Below are 19,103 nucleotides of genomic sequence, written 5' to 3' on the forward strand. Positions count from 1 at the left end.
ATCCCAATCAAGGCCCCGTTCCGATTGTGTCGGAACGGACAAGGCTGGCCTTGCATTGCTCGATCAGCGCCAGCGAACCGGCCGGGTCCGATCGTTCGACTCCACCGTCCGGTGTTCTACATGATAGGGCGCGTAGATCTGCTTCACCCAATAGTTGAAGTTCGGGTGCAGCTTCACGAGGTCATAGAATGAATCGCCGAAATTCGACGGACTGAGGCAGGTCTTGTTCTGAGGCCGTGACGCGATTGCATTCAGGCAATACGACATCATGCAAGCCTTTGTCTCGCTCTCTGCCACCTTGCTCAGACTTCGGAAACTGTTGGTTGAATGAAGTCGGTACAGATAGCGGTCGGTCTCGAGATAGGTCGGCTCGACCTTGGTTACCGCGCGCAACGCAAAGTCCCAGTCATGGCAGTATTTGAGATCGGCAAGCCAACCCACCTGCCGCAGCAGTTCACGGCTGAAGACAAAGTTTCCAGTCGATGCCGCAATCTGAGAATCCAGAAATGTCCATGACAACGGCGCACCTGCGATCTGGGCCCGATCGATCGCATAGCGCAGGCGCGTTGGAAACTGGAAGTTGCTGATCGACTTTCCATGTTCGTCGATTGGCTCAACCGCCGAGAAGCCGAAGAACAGCCGATCATTGGCATGCTTATCCGCGAACAGCCGAACCCGATCCTTGGAAAAGGCATCGTCCGAATTCAAAAGGAAAATCATGTCGCCGTTCGTCAGCGATAATGCCCTGTTCCAGGTGTAGTGGGCGCCAAGATTTTGAGGGTTCTTGAGCAGCTTGCAGGAAACAAAGCGCTTTCCGAACGACCTCTTCTTGAGGACCCTCTGCGCGACTTCAAAACTCTTGTCCGGCGAATTGTCGTCTACGATGACGAGCTCGACGTCGGCAAACGTCTGTTGATAGACAGTCTCAAGGCATTCCTCAAGATACTGCTCATGCTTGTAGCACGCGATGACAACACTTGCGAGCATCGGTGGCGACCTCAACGTCTCACGATGATCGAGTGGCGAGACCGCACGAGTGCACTAGTCCCGTCGCCGACCTCCAGAACCGCGAGTTGATATTCACCATCCGGCAAATCTCGAATCGAGAAGGACAGCTGGAAACCGAAATAGCAGTCCTTGCTCTCGGCCTTCATATACTCCTTCACGTCCACGCGCTCGTGCCAATCTACGATCAGGCAATAGCCGCCGTTTGCTGCGCCATCCGGAGTAAGCCCCGACAGGACCAGGAATCCCGTTCTCTGTCGGCTGGCCTCGAAGGCGTTGCCCGCGCAAATCCATCCCCGCACCAATATCTCATAGCGCGGATCGACAATCACCCGTTCGCCGGTTTGAGAATTGATGTTCTCGATCACCAGCAACGAACCTGCCGGATTACCGGACGCGCCTTCTGCCTCCACTGGCGTGCCGCTTCTTACGCGCTGCACCCCCGAATGGGTGAGGCCCGACCGGTGCAGGCTTGCGAGCACTTCGACATGCGTCGAGGCTTCTTTTACCGCCCACTCAAGCTCCTGCCTACTCAGGCAATCCAGCAAATCCGGGCTATTTCGAATCTGGGCCGAAATGGGCTCAGCCGAAGCGACCCTTCGCACGACCTCGAGAAACGCCCGTCCATGGCGCGAATCCGGCTCGAGATGCGCACCTTCCGCCCACTCGTTCCAGGAATTGATAAACACCAATGATTCGGAAAAGCTGTTGCCCTTGGCACGCAGGGTTGCATCGCGAAGCCAAACCTCAAACGCTTCCGGACTGGACCTGGTAAAGACGTGACCGCGCGGCCCCTTGCGAGGCGTATTGTCCCAACGCGGCATCACCGCAGGAAAGAACGGGAAGTCGTAGATCTTGCCGATCGACGATCGCATGGCGTCGACATAGTCGTACACCTTTCCAGCGAAGGTCGGCGGTGCATCGACTTCGGTCGGCGGCACCTCCCTTGTCGAGACCGTGTGCGGAGGAAACTCGATTGCCGCGTCGCAATTGACGTCGCGCGGATCGAACTCTCCGAACGTCATCGCATTGCAAATGAGAAGCTCGCCGATTCCGAGTTCTCTGGCTCGCTCGCGCCAAATCTCGAACAAGCGCTGCTTGTCCGGCAACAATGACGGCCTGTAGATGACGATGACCTTTCGACCGTCGACAGTTATGTAGCGCTCATCGAGCAGCAGGTCGGCCATGTCGTCGATAAAGCGGACATCGTCGTCCAGGGAGTGGTTTTGTCCCAACAGAAGCTCAGCGTCCGAGCCGTCCCACCGACGAGACCAATTTTCGTTTGCCCAGCAAATGCAGAAAGGCAGGTTCGGCTCGCCGTCCTCGAGCAGCAGCTGAAGCGGCTTTTCCAATAACCTTCGGCCCTGGAACCAATAGACGTAGTAGCAAAATCCATCGATGCCGTACTGGCGCGCCAGCTCGCCCTGCTGACGACGCGTTTCCGGCAGCCGGACGTCATAGAATCCAAGATCGGCCGGCAACCATGGGGACTCGTGTGCCGGAAACTGGGCACGCATGCGCGCGACGTTGGTCCACTCGGTAAACCCTGGCCCCCACCACCTGTCATTTTCATCAAATGAATGGAATTGCGGGAGGTAGAAGCAAATGTAGCGCACCTCCTTGGGAGGCGCGTCCGCCAGTCCAGCAACGATCCTGTTGTTGCTCGGAAACAAGAGGTCGTCGTAGTCCGCGGTCGAGAACCCCAGCGCGACGATCAATTCGCCTGGCGTATAGTTCTCGAACAGGGGTATTTCGTAGTACTCGCCATCATTCAGGCTGATACGCAGATAGATCTGCGCACGCTTAGGCTCCACAAGCGCGTTTCTCAGGGCGCGCGCCAAGCGACGGCGCACTCCCGGCGCGGATAGATCGATACGAAATCCGGGACGTCCGATCACGCTCCGCGGACCTACGCGGGCCGGCATAGATCGGCCTGTCCGTCCCTCCTCGACACAGTGGGAACCGACAAAAAGCGCGATCGAAACGGTTGAAGCGGGCGACTGGGCATCGACAATCCAACCCGAAATCCCACGCCCCGAATACTCCAGTATCGCGCCGCGCAGACGCGATCCTGACTGGAGATCGCCTACGTCGGGATCCAGGAACAGGCTCTGCGGATGGTCGTCCTGCTGAACCGGACTGGCAACGGGCAACATATCCTTTGTATCCCTGACGCTCCGTTCGACCATCTTGTTCATTGCCACTCAATCTCCTGCCAACGCTCAGCGCCGGGTCCAGTTTCTCTTTCCCGGTCGCGCGGAAGTTCGATCCCGAGATCACGCCGCCTGACATGCCCGGATCGTGACCTCTTGATCCTTATCGATCATCTCCACACAACCAGAGGTACAATGAACATTTCTTCCGCGAACGCAACATTAGCGCAATCTCTCTGTCGTCGATGTGAAAACCATTGTTAGTTCTGCCTAGATTGTCACGCGGACTTGCCCGCTTCCGTGCCTTCGCGCTCAAAAACAAAGCTGTCCATCATCTCTGCCGTTGCCTGCGCGCGACGCGATGCCGTCTCCAACAAGTTCAGCCGACGCTCTCGCCCATTGCCTGCAGACGACGTCGCGCCCCTTCGTTGTTCTGCTGCGCCGCTTGTCGATACCAGTACAGCGCCTGATCGCGATCCTGTGCGACGCCGTTGCCGGCGCGCAGCGCATCGCCAATTGCGAGTTGGGCTTCGATCATGCCCTGCTTCGCAGCGGCCTCGAACCATTCGGCCGCCTTCGCCGGATCGGCATCGCGGCCCTGTCCCCGGCCCAGCATCACGGCAAGGTTGTATTGCGCCGTCGTATGGCCCTGGCGCGCCGCCGCCTCGTACCACGTGACGCCGTTGGCGAGGTCCTGCTCGACGCCTTGTCCGGTGCAATACATCACCGCAAGCTTGAACTGCGCCGCAGCGTTGCCGCCGTCCGCGGCCTTGACGATCCAGCTGGCGGCGGCCTGCGGATCCTTGAGGCCGCTCTTGGGATCGGAATACAGTAGCGCCAATGTGTGCTGGGCCTCGACGTGGCCGGCGCTCGCCGCGCGTTTGAACCATTGGGCTGCGGCCGGAACGTCGACGGCGCCGCCGGATCTTCCCATGTGAAGGCCGCCCAGCTGAAATGCCGCGGCCGGATGGCCGGCCTCGGCAGCGTCGGTCAGCAGCGCACGTGCCTGCGCAAGACGCTCCGCGGACGGTTCATCCTGGATAAGAAACATCGCATAGGCCGTCTTCGCATCGGCATCGCCGCCGTCGGCCGCCTTGCTGAGCCACTCCGCCGCGCGCACTTGATCGCGCGGCACGCCGTTGCCCGCCGAGTAGAGCCGGCCGAGCTGCACGCCTGCGGCGCTAATGCCTCCCTCGGACGCGCGCTCGAACCACTTGATCGCAGTGGCGACGTCGCGCGCCACGCCCCTGCCATTGAGATAGAACACCGCAATGTTGTGGGCCGCCGTGGCATGGCCGCCCTCCGCCGCACGCTCGAACCATTTCGCAGCCTGGCGGATGCTGGGCGGAACGCCGGTGCCGGTGGCATAGAAGCGTCCGGTCAGGAACTGCGCCTGCGTATCGCCGCGCTCGGCCGCCTTCTCGTACCAATATGCCGCCTCGCGCAGATCCGGCTCGGCGGCAGTTCCGAGCGCATAGAACTCAGCCAGCGCCTGGATCGCCGGCAGGTAGTCCTTCCGCGCCGCCTTGCGCAATGCGGTCTCGGCCCTGTCGAGATCCTTGACAGCCCCCTTGCCGCTCAACCGCAGCAGTGCAATGTTGTAGAGCGCGATCGTATCGTCATGGGCAGCGGCGCTCTGGAACAGTCGCGCGGCTTCCTCGACATTTTGGGGAAGCCCGGTGCCCTTGAGGCACATGAAAGCGAGCGCAACCTGTGCGCGCACATGTCCCTGTTCCGCGGCCTTGTGATACCAGATTGCGGCCTGCGCGAAATCGACGGGAACGCCCCGCCCCTGATAATACACATCGCCAAGCGCGAACTCACCGGCCGCCGCCTTCTGCTCGGCCGCGGCCTCGTACCAGCGCAGGGCGGCAGCGTGATCTTTCGTGCAGCCTTGCCCGTTGGCGTACATATCGCCAAGGATCGCTTGCGCCTCCGCTTTGCCGGCCTCCGCCGCCACCGATAACCAGAGGAACGCGGCGTCGATATCCCTGGGCACGCCGATTCCGTTCGGGAAAACCAGATCGTGGAGGTTGACCGCCTTGTCGCCCAGACGTGCCGCAGTGGATTGCCGCCACATCTCTGGCCGGTTCGGTCCAACCGTGGCGTTGACGCCGTTGAAGTAGATCAAGCCAAGCTGGAATTGGGCTTCGGTATGTCCCTTCAGGGCGGCGCGTTCGTACCACGCGACCGCATCCGGAAGGCTGCCGATAACGCCCTCGTTCCGCGCATAGAGCAGCCCGATCCGGTAATCCGCCTCCGGATCGCCGGCTTGCGAGGCGAGCCGCCAAAACCGCAACGCCTCGAGATATTGCTGGTTCTCGTACGCCTCCAGCCCCCGTTCAAACGGCTTCGAGTCTGAACGGGACGAGCCGGGGCGCAGCAAGTCGAGAAGGGAACGCGTCGATACCGTCATGGCTCGCGCATTGCTTCTTTTGCGCTGCGCAGCATGCCGCCGAGCAGATACATCGCCACCGAGCGGGTGCCGACATTGACATCACCCTGCAGCGTCATGCCGGGGATGAGGCGGAAGGTCTTCGGAACATCCTTGAAGTTGGTCTGGTCGACCGAACACCGCGCCTTATAGAAGGCGTCGACAGGCTTTCCATCATCGTCGTTCGTGAAGGCGCCTTCGCTGATCCAGCGAATCTTGCCTTCGGCCGTACCGTGCTCCGCCGCGTTGAAGGCATCGATCTTCATCGTGCAGGGGTCGTTGGGCCGGACGAAGCCGACGTCGCGCGACAGGATCTGGATCTCGGCCTCGAGCCGCGTCTTGAGCGGCATCAGCGTGATGAAGGGATCACCCGGCTTCAGCACGGACCCGACCGAGAGCTTGGCGAGGGTCAAGACGACCGATGGCTCGGCAGCCGTCCACCGCACAAGGTCCTGATGCTTGATCGCCTTGTCATACTGTGAGCGGGCCGTATCAAGGTTGTTGCGCGTCGTGACCAGATCCTGGCTCAGCTGCGCGTTCCACTGCTCGGTGAAGGCGTTGCGATCCGCCTTCAAGGAATCCAGCTGGTGCTGCGCTTCCAGCAAAGTGTTGTGCGTGTTGTCGATCTGACGCAACAGCTCCAGGCGCGTGTCCTGCGACAGATACAGGTTCAGCTTGGACCCGCTGCCGCTTTCGGCGAGCGTCGAGCGCATGTCCTCGATCTTGCCGGCGATCTCGGCACGCTGACTGTACCGCTCGTCGTCCTTCTTCGACTTCTGGATCGTCGCTTCGGTTTGGCTGATCTTGGAATCGTAGCTGTTCACCTGCGCGTGGTACTGCGCGACGCGCTGGTCGTAGAGCGCCTTTTGCAAGGAGTTGTACCTGGTGACATCAGGATCGTTGGATTGGCCGTACGACAACGGCTTTCCGGACAATTCGGCCTCGTCCCGGGCGACCTGCGCCTCAAGGCTCGCAACCTGCAGCTTGTACTGCGTGACATCGGCAGCCGTGAACGTCGAGTCCAGGGTCGCGAGCAATTGTCCCGTCTCAACCTGCTGACCTTCCCGAACATCGATCGTCTTGATGATGGACGCGTCCAAAGCCTGCAGGACGTTGATCTGATCGACGGGAACGATCTTGCCGCCCACGCTCGTGATCACGCGATCGACGCGCGTGAAGCACATGATCGCCACGACGGCGGCGAGGAACCCCACCAGGACGAACAGCGTTGCGCGGGCCAGCAACGGCTCGGCGGCCTCGCGGATCGCATCGGTCTCGGACTGGAACTGGCGAACGGTCGCGAGCGAAGCTTGATTAGGAGACAAGGGTCGGACTCCTGAAATTCTTTTCATTGCGGCCCGCCGGCGCAAGGTGAGTGTTCTGCTGGTACCAGAGCGAGCTGTAGATGTCGTTCCGTTCAAGAAGTTCCTCATGACGACCGATATCGTCGACGACGCCGCGGTTGAGAACGAGGATCGCGTCGGCCTTCGTCAGCGACGACAGACGGTGCGAGATGATGATCAGCGTGCGGCCATGGGCAATCCGCGAAATATTCGCGTTCACGATCGTCTCGCTCTCCGCATCGAGCGCGCTGGTCGCTTCGTCCAGGATCAGAATCGGCGGATTGACGATCAGCGCTCGCGCGATCGCGAGGCGCTGGCGCTGGCCGCCGGAAAGATTCGTGGATCCCTCGTAGATATAGGTCTCGTAGCCTCGCGGCAGCTTGTCGATGAATTCCTCGGCACCGGCCAATCGCGCCGCCCTGACGATGTCGTCGAAGGTCGCATCGGGCTTTGCGGCCGCAATATTCTCGCGGATCGTGCCACTGAACAGAAAGTTCTCCTGCAGCACGACGCCGACGTTGCGCCGGAGGTGGTCGACATCGTATTCGCGGACATCGATCCCGTCGACCTTGATCAGCCCACCATAGTCGGAGTGCAGGCGCTGCAATAGCCGCGTGATCGTGGTCTTGCCCGAGCCGCTCTTGCCCATCACGCCCAGCGTCGTGCCGAGCGGAATCTCGAAGGAGATATTGTTGAGCGCCGGCGACACCGCGCCCTTGTACTTGAACGTGACGCCGGAGAATTCGACCAGCCCCTTCAGCGGGACCCTCACACCATGGCCGGAACGTCCCTCCTCAGCCGGCTGATTCACCAGCCTGCCGACGATCGTGACCGCAGTGCGCGCCTCGTCATATTGGTTGATGAGCTGGGCCATCTGCATCAGCGGCCCGGCAACGCGCTGCGACAGCATCAGAAAGGCAAACAGCGCTCCAACGTAGACCGGATCGCCACTCGACACGGCCATGTAGACACCGAACGCATAGGGAGCGCTCACCGCCAACCGTTCCAGCGGGCGCACCAGCGTCTGGATGGCGGTTCCGGTCATGCCTTCCGCAAGCCGCGCCTTGGCGACGCGCGCCACCAGCACGTCCCACATGTGGCGCTGGCGCGCATCGAGCGCCAGCGATTTGATGGTCCGCATGCCGTTCAGGCTCTGGATCAGAAACGCTCCCTGTGCCCCTTCGGCCGCCAGGGTTGCCGAGGACTTCTTCCGATAGGCGGGCAGCATCACGATCAGCCAGGTCACGATCATCCCAGCAAAGGCAAGAACCATCAGCGTCATGAGCGGGCTGAAGAAGAACATGACGGGCAGGAAGAAGAACAGCGTCGTCGAATCGAGAATGGTCCCGAACAACTGCCCGGTCAAAAAGCCGCGAATTCGAAATACTTCGCGGATATCCCGGGAAATCAGGCCGACGGGATTCTGCTCGAAGTAGTCGATCGGCAGATTGAGCACCTTCTCGAACACGTAGGTCGACAGTTTGACGTCGAGGCGTGCCGTCAAACGCTGAACCAGATACTGCCGCAGGAACGAGAATGCCGCCTCGAACACGATGACCACGAGCATCGCAGTACACAGCACATAGAACGTGTTGTAGGCCTTGTAGAAGATGACCTTGTCCGAGAGCAGCCGCCAGAACATGATCGGTGCCAGGCCCATGAAGCCCAGGATCAGCGCCGCAATCGCGACGTCGCGCAGGATGCGCCGTTCGCGGAACAACAATGCGGTGACAAAGCCGAAGCTGAACGGCTGCGTCTCGTCGGAAATCTCATAGTCGCGCTTGGCCATGACGACGTCGCCCGACCAGATATCCTCAAAGCGCGGTTGATCGATGACGAGCAGCGCGTCCTCGCTCGCGTTCGGATCCTGCAGGACCACCCGGGAGCTGTTCTCGTCGCCTTCGAGGCGCAGCAGCACCATGTGGCTGCCGTCGCGCAGCCGAACGATGGCCGGGAGCGCCCTCTTGAGATGGCTCAGACCCTTCCAGTCCAGCGTGACGGCCTTTGCCGTCATGCCCGAGGAATTCGCACACTTCAAAAGCTCGGCAAGCGTGACTTCCTGATCGCCCAGGAGGTTGTCGTGGATCAGCTGGGACGGGGTCAGATGCAAGCCATGCTGCCTTGCCACGATGACGAGACAAGCGAGGCCCGAAGGTGGCAGCGCCTCCACCGAAGGTGCGCCGACGAGCGAGAGGTGTTTGGTCATGGATGCCTCGAAGTTTCGACTGCGCAAGGTCCGGTCCCCAGCGAGATTAACTTATCACTGTTAGTTCGCTAACGCAGCATTTTCAGCGCGTCACCCGAAAAAGATATGTTTCACGGCAGGCCGCGAAGCCAATTTCGAGCACGTTCTCGCGCGATTTAACCAGGGAACCTTATAACATTGTTTAACATCGACAAATCACGAGTCGGCAGTCACCGTCTCCTGGAAGTCGAATCCGCAGGCCTCCAGCTGCGGCCTGATCCGCTCATCCCTGGCCTCCGGCATCAGCGCCAATGCGCAGATCTCAAAATTCCCGCTGCGAACGGAAACCGTCGGGAAACCGGCGCTGAGCAGCAGGTTTCCCATCCGCTCGGTCGAAAAGCCGGTCTTGTGCGCCATGTGATAGCGCCCCTGCTCGATCGCGCCGGAATGCCCGTAGATCATGTCCAATGGCCGGATCGGACCAGCCGGCGAGACGTAAGCGATCGCGCCGAGGCCGCGCGTCAACATGTGCTGCGCGACCGCCTCGAGGTCGGGAGACATGATCAACGCGAATCCGTCCGGCTTGAGGACTTGGCGGAACTGGACGAATGTGGGGTGAACCTCATGGGCGTAGAGATGCTCCATGACATGAGAACACCAGATCGCGTCGAACGAGGCCGCCGGGAACAATCGGGCAAGATCGGTAATCGACCCGACGACGTCGGGGCTCACGCCGCCGTCGACGTCTAATCGAATCTCGTCCCATTCATGCGATGTCAGGAGCGGCTGGATGCGCTTGGTAACCGTCGATCCAGCGCCGGCATTCAGCATTTTTTTCTTGGCCAATTCGAAAGCTCCGCGGGTTCATTAAGCGGCTGAGTTCTGCAGTGATTGTTCGTCTCGACTTAAGGTGCCGGGTTCTCGGATAGCCGTCGGCCACAACTCCGTCGTGTCAAGCGAGCGGCACGGCTTTACAAAAGCTACGTGGTCCGAATGTGACGAACTAACTTCTAACGTCGATTGGCGAAAATGCCCGGGGCGGAACTTGTGATTGATTTGATACATCCGACTCGGATCGGTCGACAAGGTTCCAATCGGAATGCGCGCATGCACTTCCCCTGACGCGAGCCGTCGAACTCATCGCAGGCGCGTCATGATCATCAACCGCAGCCCATTCGATCATTCAATCACCCACTTTTGACGGCCATGCCGGCGATCAAAGAAAAAAGCGCCGCCTCAACCTCGGTTGGGGCGGCGCCTTCGCTTAGTGAAGACCTAGGATCTTACAGCTTGGTCGAGTGACCATCGTTGAAGATCAGGAATTCGATGTTGCTGGTCTGGGTCACCTGACCATTGCTGAAGGTGATGTCCATAGAACCGTTCGATCCAGCGCTGATGTCGCTCACGTCGGTCGAAGCGTGATCCAGGAAGGTCAGGGAGTCCTTGTTGCCGCCACCGCCATCGATGGTATCGCTGCTGGTGGCGTTGTTCAGGTAGAAGTAGTCCTGACCGGAGCCGCCAACCATCGAGGCCGTACCGGTGTCGGAGCCGACGAACGAGTCCTTGCCGTCGCCGCCGATCAGAGTCTGCGTGCCGGAGCCGGCGACCAGCGTATCGTTGCCGGAACCGCCATGCAGCGTGTCGTTGCCGGCACCGCCATAGAGCGAGTCATTGCCGGCACCGCCATCGAGCGAGGTCGCGTGCGACGCATCGCTGCCCGAGTAGAGCACGTCCTTGCCGTTTCCGCCGAACTCAGCAGCAGTCTGGGCACCGCCGACAAGGAGATCGTTGCCGTTGCCGCCATGCAGCGTGTCGACACCGGAACCGCCATACAGCGAGTCGTTGCCGGCGCCGCCGTCCAGGCTGTCGTTGCCCGCACCAGCGTACAGCGCATCGTTGCCCTTGCCGCCATCCAGCGTGCTGGAATTGCCGGCGGTGCTGCCGGACGCCAGCACGTCGTTGCCGTTGCCGCCGCTCAGCTGCGACGAGCTGCCGCCGTAGAGCGTGTCGTTGCCGGAGCCACCGTTCAGCGTGTCGGCACCGGAGCCGAACAGCAGATCGTTGCCCTTGCCGCCATCCAGCGTGCTGTGGCCGGAGACGTTGTCGACCAGTACGTCGTTGCCGGAGCCGGCATCGATCGAGTCGTGACCGGCACCGCCGAAGATGGTGTCGTTGCCGGAGCCGGTGAGAACCGTCGTGTCGCCGGTGTTGTTGATGAACACCTGATCGTTGCCGTGACCGGTCGCGGCCAGCACCGGGGTGCTGCCGTTCACCGTCAGCGTGACGTCCTGGTTGGTGTCCTCAATGATCGCCTTCAGGTTGGCGTCGGTGTTAACGGTGTTAACGGGGTTGGTTTCGATCAGAACGTTGGCGTTCGGATCCGGGTTGGTGATCCCAGACCCCTCTTGCACCGGAATCGTCGCACCGTTATCCGGGCTGGTGTATCCGATCCCCGCGTTGATCAGATAGTCAAGAATCTGTTGCTGGGTCGAATGATCGATCGTGGAGTTGATCGCTGCTTTGAGGTCCGTCTGGTCTAGATTGTAAGTCGCCATCGATGTAGCCCCTGCTTGGGATACGAGGATTCAAGCCGCTCGCCCACACTTAAGCTGTTGATTCACAACTGGTTTGTTGCGATGCAACCCAAATGTGGACCCAGGTTACGAACTTGTTAAGTCCATTGTTAAGTCCGCTAGGCCGGAGTGTCAATCAGCAATGCGCTGTTAACACCCGGTTCCCTGAGATTTATGTGAGACTTAGCACGACTTCGAATGCACTATAACATTCAGCGCATACCAATCGCCAATGTTAGCCGCGGCGCAAAAAAGGGTAGTGATTATACGGGGTTTCACGGGGCCCCCGGATACCGCGGGAGCGCAGAATTTCGCTGATGCCGTGAGCGCTTCGACGCGGTTTTCTGATCTAAAAAAAATATTTCTGCACCGCATGAGACGTTTTGCAAAAAAGCGTCAAACTTCGCAGCCGGCGCCCCACCGGCCAGTGTTATAGCGCCCCTTGGCAGCAGTTTGCGGGCTCGATCAAGCGAGATCCATGGAATCACCCGCAGAATCAGCGCCGTTCGACCGCAAGATCAAAACCTGGCGCGATACGGATCAGACACCCCGCTGTAACAAATTAACACCAGATTTGCCGCAATATGTTAGCGACGCCGGCATGGAACCGGCGGGGACGGTACCCGATCGCGGGTAAAGCTCCGACCTGCGGCGATCATCCCCCGGCGGCGCGCGCGTAGATGGCCTCGAGCAGCCGGCGGTTCTCGTCCGGCGCGTAGCGCTCGAGATAGGCGGCCCGTGCGGCCCGCCCCCATGCAGCGGTCAGTTCGGCGGCGCCGAAAACCTCACCGATCCGATTTCGAAGCGCCGCCGCGTCGCCCGGCGGCACCAGCGCGCCGGTCTTGCCGGCGCTCACCACCTCGGCAAGTCCGCCGATCTCGGAGGCGATGACCGGCGTGCCGCGCGCGAAGGCCTCGACCACAACCATCGGAAATCCTTCGTACCACAGCGACGGCACCACCAATGCCCTCGCGTTCGCCATTTCCCGCAGCACGTCATCGCGCGAGAGCACGCCAAGGAACGTGACATTGCCGGACGCCCGAGCCTCGAGCGCGACGCGCTCAGGCCCCTCGCCCACGATCCGCAAGGGCATGCCGGTCCCCGCAACGGCCTCGAGCAGCACGCCGACGCCCTTCTCGCGGCTCAGCCGTCCAACATAGAGTAGCCCGCTGCGCGGCGTGGCTGGATCGGGCGCCCCCGGATCGACCATGAAATTCGGTTTCACGTCGATCCGGTCGGCATCGAAGCCGGCCTGCGTGAACAGGGTTTTGGCGAACTGCGTCAGCGCGATCAGGCGCAGGCCGGGACGCGTCCAGGTGCCGCGGCGCTGATGCTGCGCGATCATGTAGGCCGAGGCGATCGAACCCGGAAGCGATCCGCGGTAGCAGCGGTGCACGACGCCCCAGAGGTGTCCGCGGTCCAGACACTTGTGGCAGATGCGGCCGTCGCGCAGCAGCATGCCGCCGGTGCAGATGCTGCGATAATTGTGCAGGGTCGCCACCGCGGCCACGCGCTTTTGCCGGCAGAGATCGAACACGGCGGGCGACAGCAGCGGGAAAAAATTGTGGACGTGCACGACGTCGGGGCGAAAGCGATCGATCGCCTCCGCCACGACCCGCTTTCCCTCCGCATTATCGGAGATCGACAGCGTGGTCGTAACGCGTGCGGCGAGCGAATTGATTGCCGCGTTGCTGACCGTGAGCGTTTCAACGCTGTGTCCACCGGCGCGCAGCAGGTCGACTTCCGCTTCGAACACGACGTCCTCGCCGCCGCGTCCCTGATACCTGTTGTGAGCGACAAGGATCTTCATGATCCGGCCAGGTCTGAAAACCAGCGCAGCTCGGTCACCAGGCTTTGGCCACCCGCGAGCGTACCGCAGCCGATCAAGGTCGTCGCCGGCAGTTTGAGATCGAAGGACGGCGAATACCAGCCGGCCAGCATGGCCTCGTCACCCCGATACGGCATCCAGCTGAGGGCCGCCGGCAGATCGAGCTCGCCGCGCCCGCCGGGCCATGCGAGCTGCGCCCTGTGCCCTTCGAGCCTGCATTCGACCTCGGGACCAAGATGCCAGCTGAGGCTCGCCGGCACCGCAAGCCCTTCATCAGCAAGCACGGTATCGGTGACGACGAGCCGCGCCATCTGACGCCGCAATTGCGCCGAGCGGCGATGCACGACACCTGCTTCGTCGCGATATCCCGAATGCTCCGCGACCCAGCTCGCATCCGCATCGCGATCGTCCAGACCGCTGGCGGCGACAAGCCGGCTCTGCGCATGCCGTGTCCAGAGAAACGGCCCGCCCGACACCGACTGGTCGCGCGCGAACAGGCACAGCGTGTTGTGCGCCAGCGTGGAGCGGAAGTAGGCCCGCCATCGCGGATCGCCATGGTAGCAATAGGTGCCGGGGTCGGCGAGGATCTCCACACCGCCGATCCTGCATTCGAGCGACAGCGCGTCCGCATGGGCGTGGGCGGCAATGCGGCCGAAGCCATGCGGGCCATGGTCGCAACGGCACCACACCGCGCGCTCGGAATCGATCAGAAAGGTCTGTCCCGCCCCTTCAAGCAGATGCGGGCGGAGCTTGGGCCGCCCGGCGATCGCACGGGCCTCGATGCCGTCGGTGAGCACAAAGCTGCGCAGATCGGGCTCCGGCGATGTGGGCCACCATGGCAGAGCGCCGAACAGGTGCGCGCCGCTGGCGAGCAAGCCGAGCCAGCGATTGCCGGCGTGATCGTCGAGCAGCAGGCCGATGCCGTCGTCGCCGTCGCCCTGCCGCGGTGGATGACCGCGATCGTCCAGCATTGCGGCAATGACGTCGCTCATGCGGCACATCGTGGTCCACACCGCATCGCCAAGCGGATGTCCCGATGCTTCACCCTGCACTGCCGCCGCCAGCAGCAGTTCGAGAACAAAGCCATGATAGTCGGTCGCGAGCTCGCTGTTGGTGCCGCAGGCAAGCGTCTGCGCAACGGCTTCGTGTGCCAGCGTGGCGGCCGATTGCTCGCGCCATCGCGCACTGTCCTGGAAGAACGGAAACACACACGCCGCCACGAATTGCCCGGCAGCCTCCGCGATGAGGTGGTTGTTGGCCGAGGAGCCACGGCTTGGGAACTGCGACAGCCAGTATTGATGCGCATAGAGCTGCGTCAGGAACAGATCGTTGTCCTCGAACAGCGCGGCAGCGCCGGGCCAGTTCTGCAGCAGCTGGCGCACCCAGGCCCACGAGATCAGCCGCACGCCAAGCTCGATGCCGCTGATCCAGTGCGGACCGCGCGGGAACGGATTTTCCCGCCACCAGCTCACCAGATGCTCGGCCGCGCGCCCGGCGTAGCGCTCGTCGGAGGTCAGGTAGTACGCGGTCGCGAGCACCGTGAGATGGTGGTGACGCGACGGCTCCCAGATGTATTTGATGTTTCCGACCGCGGTTTCGTCACGATAGGGAACCGCGAATGCGTGCACGCCGGCCGGCGCCCGCTTGCCGCTTCTGATATCGACGAACCAGTCCGGCCGTTCGCCCATGGCGCCATGGTCCCTGGCGAAAATCCGCCAGTGCCCGGCGAGAATCCGGTCGGCGCTCTGGATCAGCCGTTCGGCGGCCTGTCCCGGGGCGTGGGCGGGCAAAGGCAGCGGCTTCAGGCGCGGCTGCCGCCGGCCGGGAGCGAGCCTGGCGCCGGCACGCCGCGCGATATCCGGCGGAGTGATCCGCCAGAGCAGATGCAGCACCTGGTCGTTCACCCGTCCCGCAAGCTCGGACGGCTCCATGCGCCGCAGCCTGCGCAGATACCAGGCCGGATTCATCTCACGCCGTCGAGGCGCGCGCGACGCCCTGCTCTGCTGCGCCGGCCGTCAGATCGATCGGCATCCCGGCGGCCGCGCTTTCCTGCACGGCAAGCGTTGCGCGCGTGGTCGCCAGCAGCGAATCGAGCGCGATCGGCATCGCAGCCCCCGATGCGACCGCCGCGATGAAGGCATCCAGCATCGGCCGCTGGCCCTTGTCGAGCCGCGCCGTCTTCGCCGTGCGCTGTCCGGCGTGCCAGACCTCGAAGCCCGAGAAATTGTCGAAGGCGGCAAAACCCGTGCTTGCCGATATCTCGAGCGCTTCCTTCGGCACCCGCGGATCGCCGCCGGTGAGATAGCTGAGACTCGCGACCGAACCGTCGGCAAAATCGAAGGTGGCGACGAGATTGTCGACGTCCTTGCCCGCCGTGCTCGCGGAGACACGCACCGGTTCGGCGCCGAGCCACCAGCACAATACGTCGATGAAATGGCCGCCCTCGCCGACGAAGCGGCTGCCTTCGCTCTCGGCCTGCAGATACCAGGATGATTTCTCCAGCGGCCCGGCGATGACGCGATATTGCAGGGTCTGCGGTCCTGCCGGCGCGAACGCCGCGCGCATGCCCTGCAGCAGCGGCGAAAAGCGCCGGTTGAAGCCGACCATCAGCCGGCTGTTGCCGGTTTCCCGGATTACCTGCTCCAATCGATCGAGCGAGTTTGTATCGATCGCCAAGGGCTTTTCGACAAACACCGCCTTGCCGGCGCGCAGCGCCTGCGTCGCGAGGTCGGCATGGGAGGCATGGCGCGTTGCGATCAGCACGGCGTCGATGTCGTCGGCGCCGAGCACTGAGGCCGCATCCGTCGAGGCACGCGCGAAGCCGAATTTGCGGACCGCCGTGGCGCCGCTCAGGCCGGTATTGGTGGCAACCTCGACAAGGTCGACGCGCTGGTTGCTCGCAAGCTGCGGCAACAGCATGCTGGAGGCATAATTGCCGGCGCCGATGACGCCGAGCCGCACCCGGCCGCTGCGCAGGGCAACCGCCGGACGATAGGTCATCTGCATCGCGCGGGGAGCGGCGTCCGGATAGGCGAACACCATGCCGAGACCGACCTCGCCGCGGTTCATGCGCTCGAACGCCGACGTCGCCTGCTCCAGCGGCACCGCTTCGGAAATCAGCGAGGAAAAATCGAGCCGCCCGTCGACCAGCAGCGCGACGATCGCCTCCATATTGCGCTTCTCGGTCCAGCGCACATGACCGATCGGATAGTCGATGCCGCCCTCCTCATAGAGCGGATCGTAGCGGCCGGGCCCATACGAGCGCGAAAAGCGCACGTCGAGCTCCTTGTCGTAGAATTCGTTCCACGGCAGGTTCAGAGTGCATTTGCCGATATCGACAATGCGCCCGCGGTCGCGCAGCAGCGCCGCCGAACGCGAGGCGAGATCGGGATCGTCGCTGCCTGCGGTGATGAACACGCAATCGACGCCGTTGCCTGCGGTCAGCTGGTCGATCCGGGCGCGGAATTCGGCTGCGGCATCATCCGATGCGACGGCACAGACCGCGGCGCCCGCAGCCTCCGCCTGCCGGCACCGCGCCTCCAGCCGGTCGAGCCCGACGACCACGACACCGGCGCTGCGCAGCAGCCGCACCATGATCTGGCCGATCAGGCCAAGCCCGATCACGCAGGCGGTCTCGCCGAAACGGATTTCCGACTGGCGCATCGCCTGCAGCGCGATCGAGGCGATCGTGGTGAATGCGGCCTGGTCGAGCGCAGCGCTGTCCGGCAGCGGCACGCAGAGGTTCACCGGCACCCAATTATATTCGGCGTGGGTTGCATATTGATTGCCGCCGCAGCAGACACGCTGTCCGACCGAGAAGCCACCGACGCCCTCGCCCACTTCCACGACGGTGCCCGACAGCGAGTAGCCGAGCGGCGTGTAGGAATCGAGGCGGTTCATCACCTTCTGATAGGTCGCAAGCAACCCCTGCTGACGGACCGAGCTCACCACCTTGGCAACTTGGTCGGGTCGCGCGCGCGCCTTGCCGAGCAGCGACAGGCGGCCTTCGGTGAACTTCATCATCTCGGTGCCGGTCGACACCGCGGAAAACGCCGTGCGCACCAAAACCCCGCCGGGGCGGCAGCGCGGCGCCGGCACATCGATCAGCTTGAGCTCGCCGCTCTTATAGTTCTGCGCGATCTGCTTCACAGTCGGTCAATCGCCTCAAGTTAACAGTGCTCCTTGTATCGCGCCCAACGCCCGCAATGAAGCCAAGAACATCGTCATAATTATCTTATTGCCGGAGACGTAACATTGTTATCATTCCAGCAACAGGACCGGTTTTGGCGAGATCTCGACCTCGCCGTTGGCGACAGGCCCTTCGCCGCCGTCGAGGCCCTGGTAAAAGCTGAAACGCGAGTCGACCCGGTAAACGGACCGGCCCTTAGTGGTCCAGAGGATCAAGCCGTTACGGCCATCCGGCATGCGAAGCTCGACGCGCCAGGTCGTCGGCGACGTCCTGCCTGCGGCCACGACACTTGCACCGACCAGCCAGGACTGGATCGTGCGGTAGGCAATTCCGCTCGGAAGCAGCCCGCGCGCCGGGTCCCATAATTTTCCAAAGTCGCTGCCGCCTCCGGCAAACTCGTACCAATAGAACCGGTCGACGCCGCTGATCCATTTCAGGATGTAGGCGCGTGCCAGACACCCGTCTGGATTGTCCTCATAGGACGACCAGCCGGCCTCGGTGTCCCAGATCGGCCTCGCGGACAGTTCGTGCGCGGCAAGGATTTTCCTGAAGCGCGCAATGATTCCAATCACTGCCTCGGGTTCGCTCGTATAGCCGTGAAAGGCGAACACATCGGCATATTGTCCGCCGCCTTGCGCCATGAAGGCCTGTTGCCAGCGATATCCGTCCGGCGTGCCGTTGGACGGCGGCGTCAGCACGGTCAGCGTGGGATCGCTGGTCTTGATGATCTCGTAGGCCCGCTTCTGCAGCTGGACCATGGTCGCGATATCGCCCGAGTAATATTTGGGATCCTCGGGCTCGTTCCAGATTTCCCAGTATTTGATGCGGCCGGCGGCGCGCGCCACGGCCGCGCGCACCCAGTCGTCCCATGACGCGAGATCGGCAGGCGGCGAGCTGGCGCCGGGCGTGAACGCCGGCGGCGCATCCTTCACCGACGCGGCCCAGCGCGGCGTATAGGCGAGATTGAGAACGATCTCGACGTGTTCTCGCTCGGCCGCCGCCAGGATGGCGTCGAAGCGCGTCCAATTGTAGATGCCGGGCGCCGGATTGATCTGTGCCCAGTAGATCGCGCCCCATAGCCGAACGCCGTCGAATTTGAGCTCCGGCCAGGGCTGCGACTTTGGCTGCGACTGTCCGATCGCATTGATGGTCATGCCGAAAAGCGTCGGCGGGATCACCGCGTTCACGCGGCTCGCACTCAGCGCATCGCTTGACGTCGAACCATTCCACTGCAGCGGCCATTTGTAGGCCAGCGGCAGCACCGCGCTCAAAACCAGCGCAATCAATGCCCGTTGGCCCCAATCCCTCACTCTGCCTGCCATGTCCCTGTCTCGTCGCCGTCACATCGGTGCCGGGATTGCATAGTGGAAGCCGCGTATGTTAATGCCGATGT

At 62.4% G+C, this 19,103-nt stretch carries 11 protein-coding genes; all 11 read right to left on the minus strand.

Going from position 1 to position 19,103, the window contains the following annotated elements:
• Nucleotides 1-63 precede the first annotated feature (63 nt).
• The 11 genes from QA635_RS27775 to QA635_RS27825 all read right to left on the minus strand — a co-directional run bounded on the left by QA635_RS27775 (nt 64) and on the right by QA635_RS27825 (nt 19,032).
• Complete coding sequence (locus QA635_RS27775; RefSeq protein ID WP_283062615.1) at nt 64-987, minus strand: glycosyltransferase family 2 protein; 924 nt, start codon at nt 985-987, stop codon at nt 64-66.
• An 11-nt stretch (nt 988-998) separates the two neighbouring features.
• Nucleotides 999-3,203: a glycosyltransferase WbsX family protein gene (locus QA635_RS27780; RefSeq protein ID WP_168856485.1), complete on the minus strand. Its 2,205-nt coding sequence runs from the start codon at nt 3,201-3,203 to the stop codon at nt 999-1,001.
• A gap of 334 nt (nt 3,204-3,537) precedes the next feature.
• Nucleotides 3,538-5,574: a tetratricopeptide repeat protein gene (locus QA635_RS27785; RefSeq protein ID WP_283062618.1), complete on the minus strand. Its 2,037-nt coding sequence runs from the start codon at nt 5,572-5,574 to the stop codon at nt 3,538-3,540.
• A complete protein-coding gene (locus QA635_RS27790; RefSeq protein WP_225161248.1) occupies nt 5,571-6,917 on the minus strand; it encodes an HlyD family type I secretion periplasmic adaptor subunit in 1,347 nt (448 codons plus the stop codon). Before QA635_RS27790 ends, QA635_RS27785 begins: the two co-directional genes overlap by 4 nt.
• Nucleotides 6,907-9,141, minus strand: coding sequence for a peptidase domain-containing ABC transporter (locus QA635_RS27795; protein WP_283062620.1), 2,235 nt, complete (start codon nt 9,139-9,141; stop codon nt 6,907-6,909). Before QA635_RS27795 ends, QA635_RS27790 begins: the two co-directional genes overlap by 11 nt.
• 195 nt (nt 9,142-9,336) lie before the next feature.
• Complete coding sequence (locus QA635_RS27800) at nt 9,337-9,951, minus strand: class I SAM-dependent methyltransferase (RefSeq protein ID WP_057020229.1); 615 nt, start codon at nt 9,949-9,951, stop codon at nt 9,337-9,339.
• 452 nt (nt 9,952-10,403) lie between these two features.
• The gene (locus QA635_RS27805) at nt 10,404-11,675 is read right to left on the minus strand and encodes a calcium-binding protein (RefSeq protein ID WP_283062622.1); all 1,272 of its coding nucleotides are present in this window, start codon (nt 11,673-11,675) and stop codon (nt 10,404-10,406) included.
• 673 nt (nt 11,676-12,348) lie between these two features.
• Nucleotides 12,349-13,503, minus strand: coding sequence for a glycosyltransferase (locus QA635_RS27810; protein WP_283062623.1), 1,155 nt, complete (start codon nt 13,501-13,503; stop codon nt 12,349-12,351).
• A complete protein-coding gene (locus tag QA635_RS27815) occupies nt 13,500-15,488 on the minus strand; it encodes a heparinase II/III family protein (RefSeq protein ID WP_283062625.1) in 1,989 nt (662 codons plus the stop codon). Before QA635_RS27815 ends, QA635_RS27810 begins: the two co-directional genes overlap by 4 nt.
• Before the next feature lies 1 nt (nt 15,489).
• Nucleotides 15,490-17,670 carry a bi-domain-containing oxidoreductase gene (locus QA635_RS27820; RefSeq protein WP_283062626.1) on the minus strand — a complete coding sequence of 727 codons (2,181 nt, stop codon included), beginning with the start codon at nt 17,668-17,670 and terminating at the stop codon, nt 15,490-15,492.
• A 111-nt stretch (nt 17,671-17,781) separates the two neighbouring features.
• Entirely contained in the window at nt 17,782-19,032 is a 1,251-nt protein-coding gene (locus QA635_RS27825) for a glycosyl hydrolase (protein WP_283062628.1), read from the minus strand.
• Nucleotides 19,033-19,103 lie beyond the last annotated feature (71 nt).

The sequence above is a fragment of the Bradyrhizobium brasilense genome (assembly GCF_029714345.1).
Classification (GTDB): Bacteria; Pseudomonadota; Alphaproteobacteria; order Rhizobiales; family Xanthobacteraceae; genus Bradyrhizobium; species Bradyrhizobium australafricanum.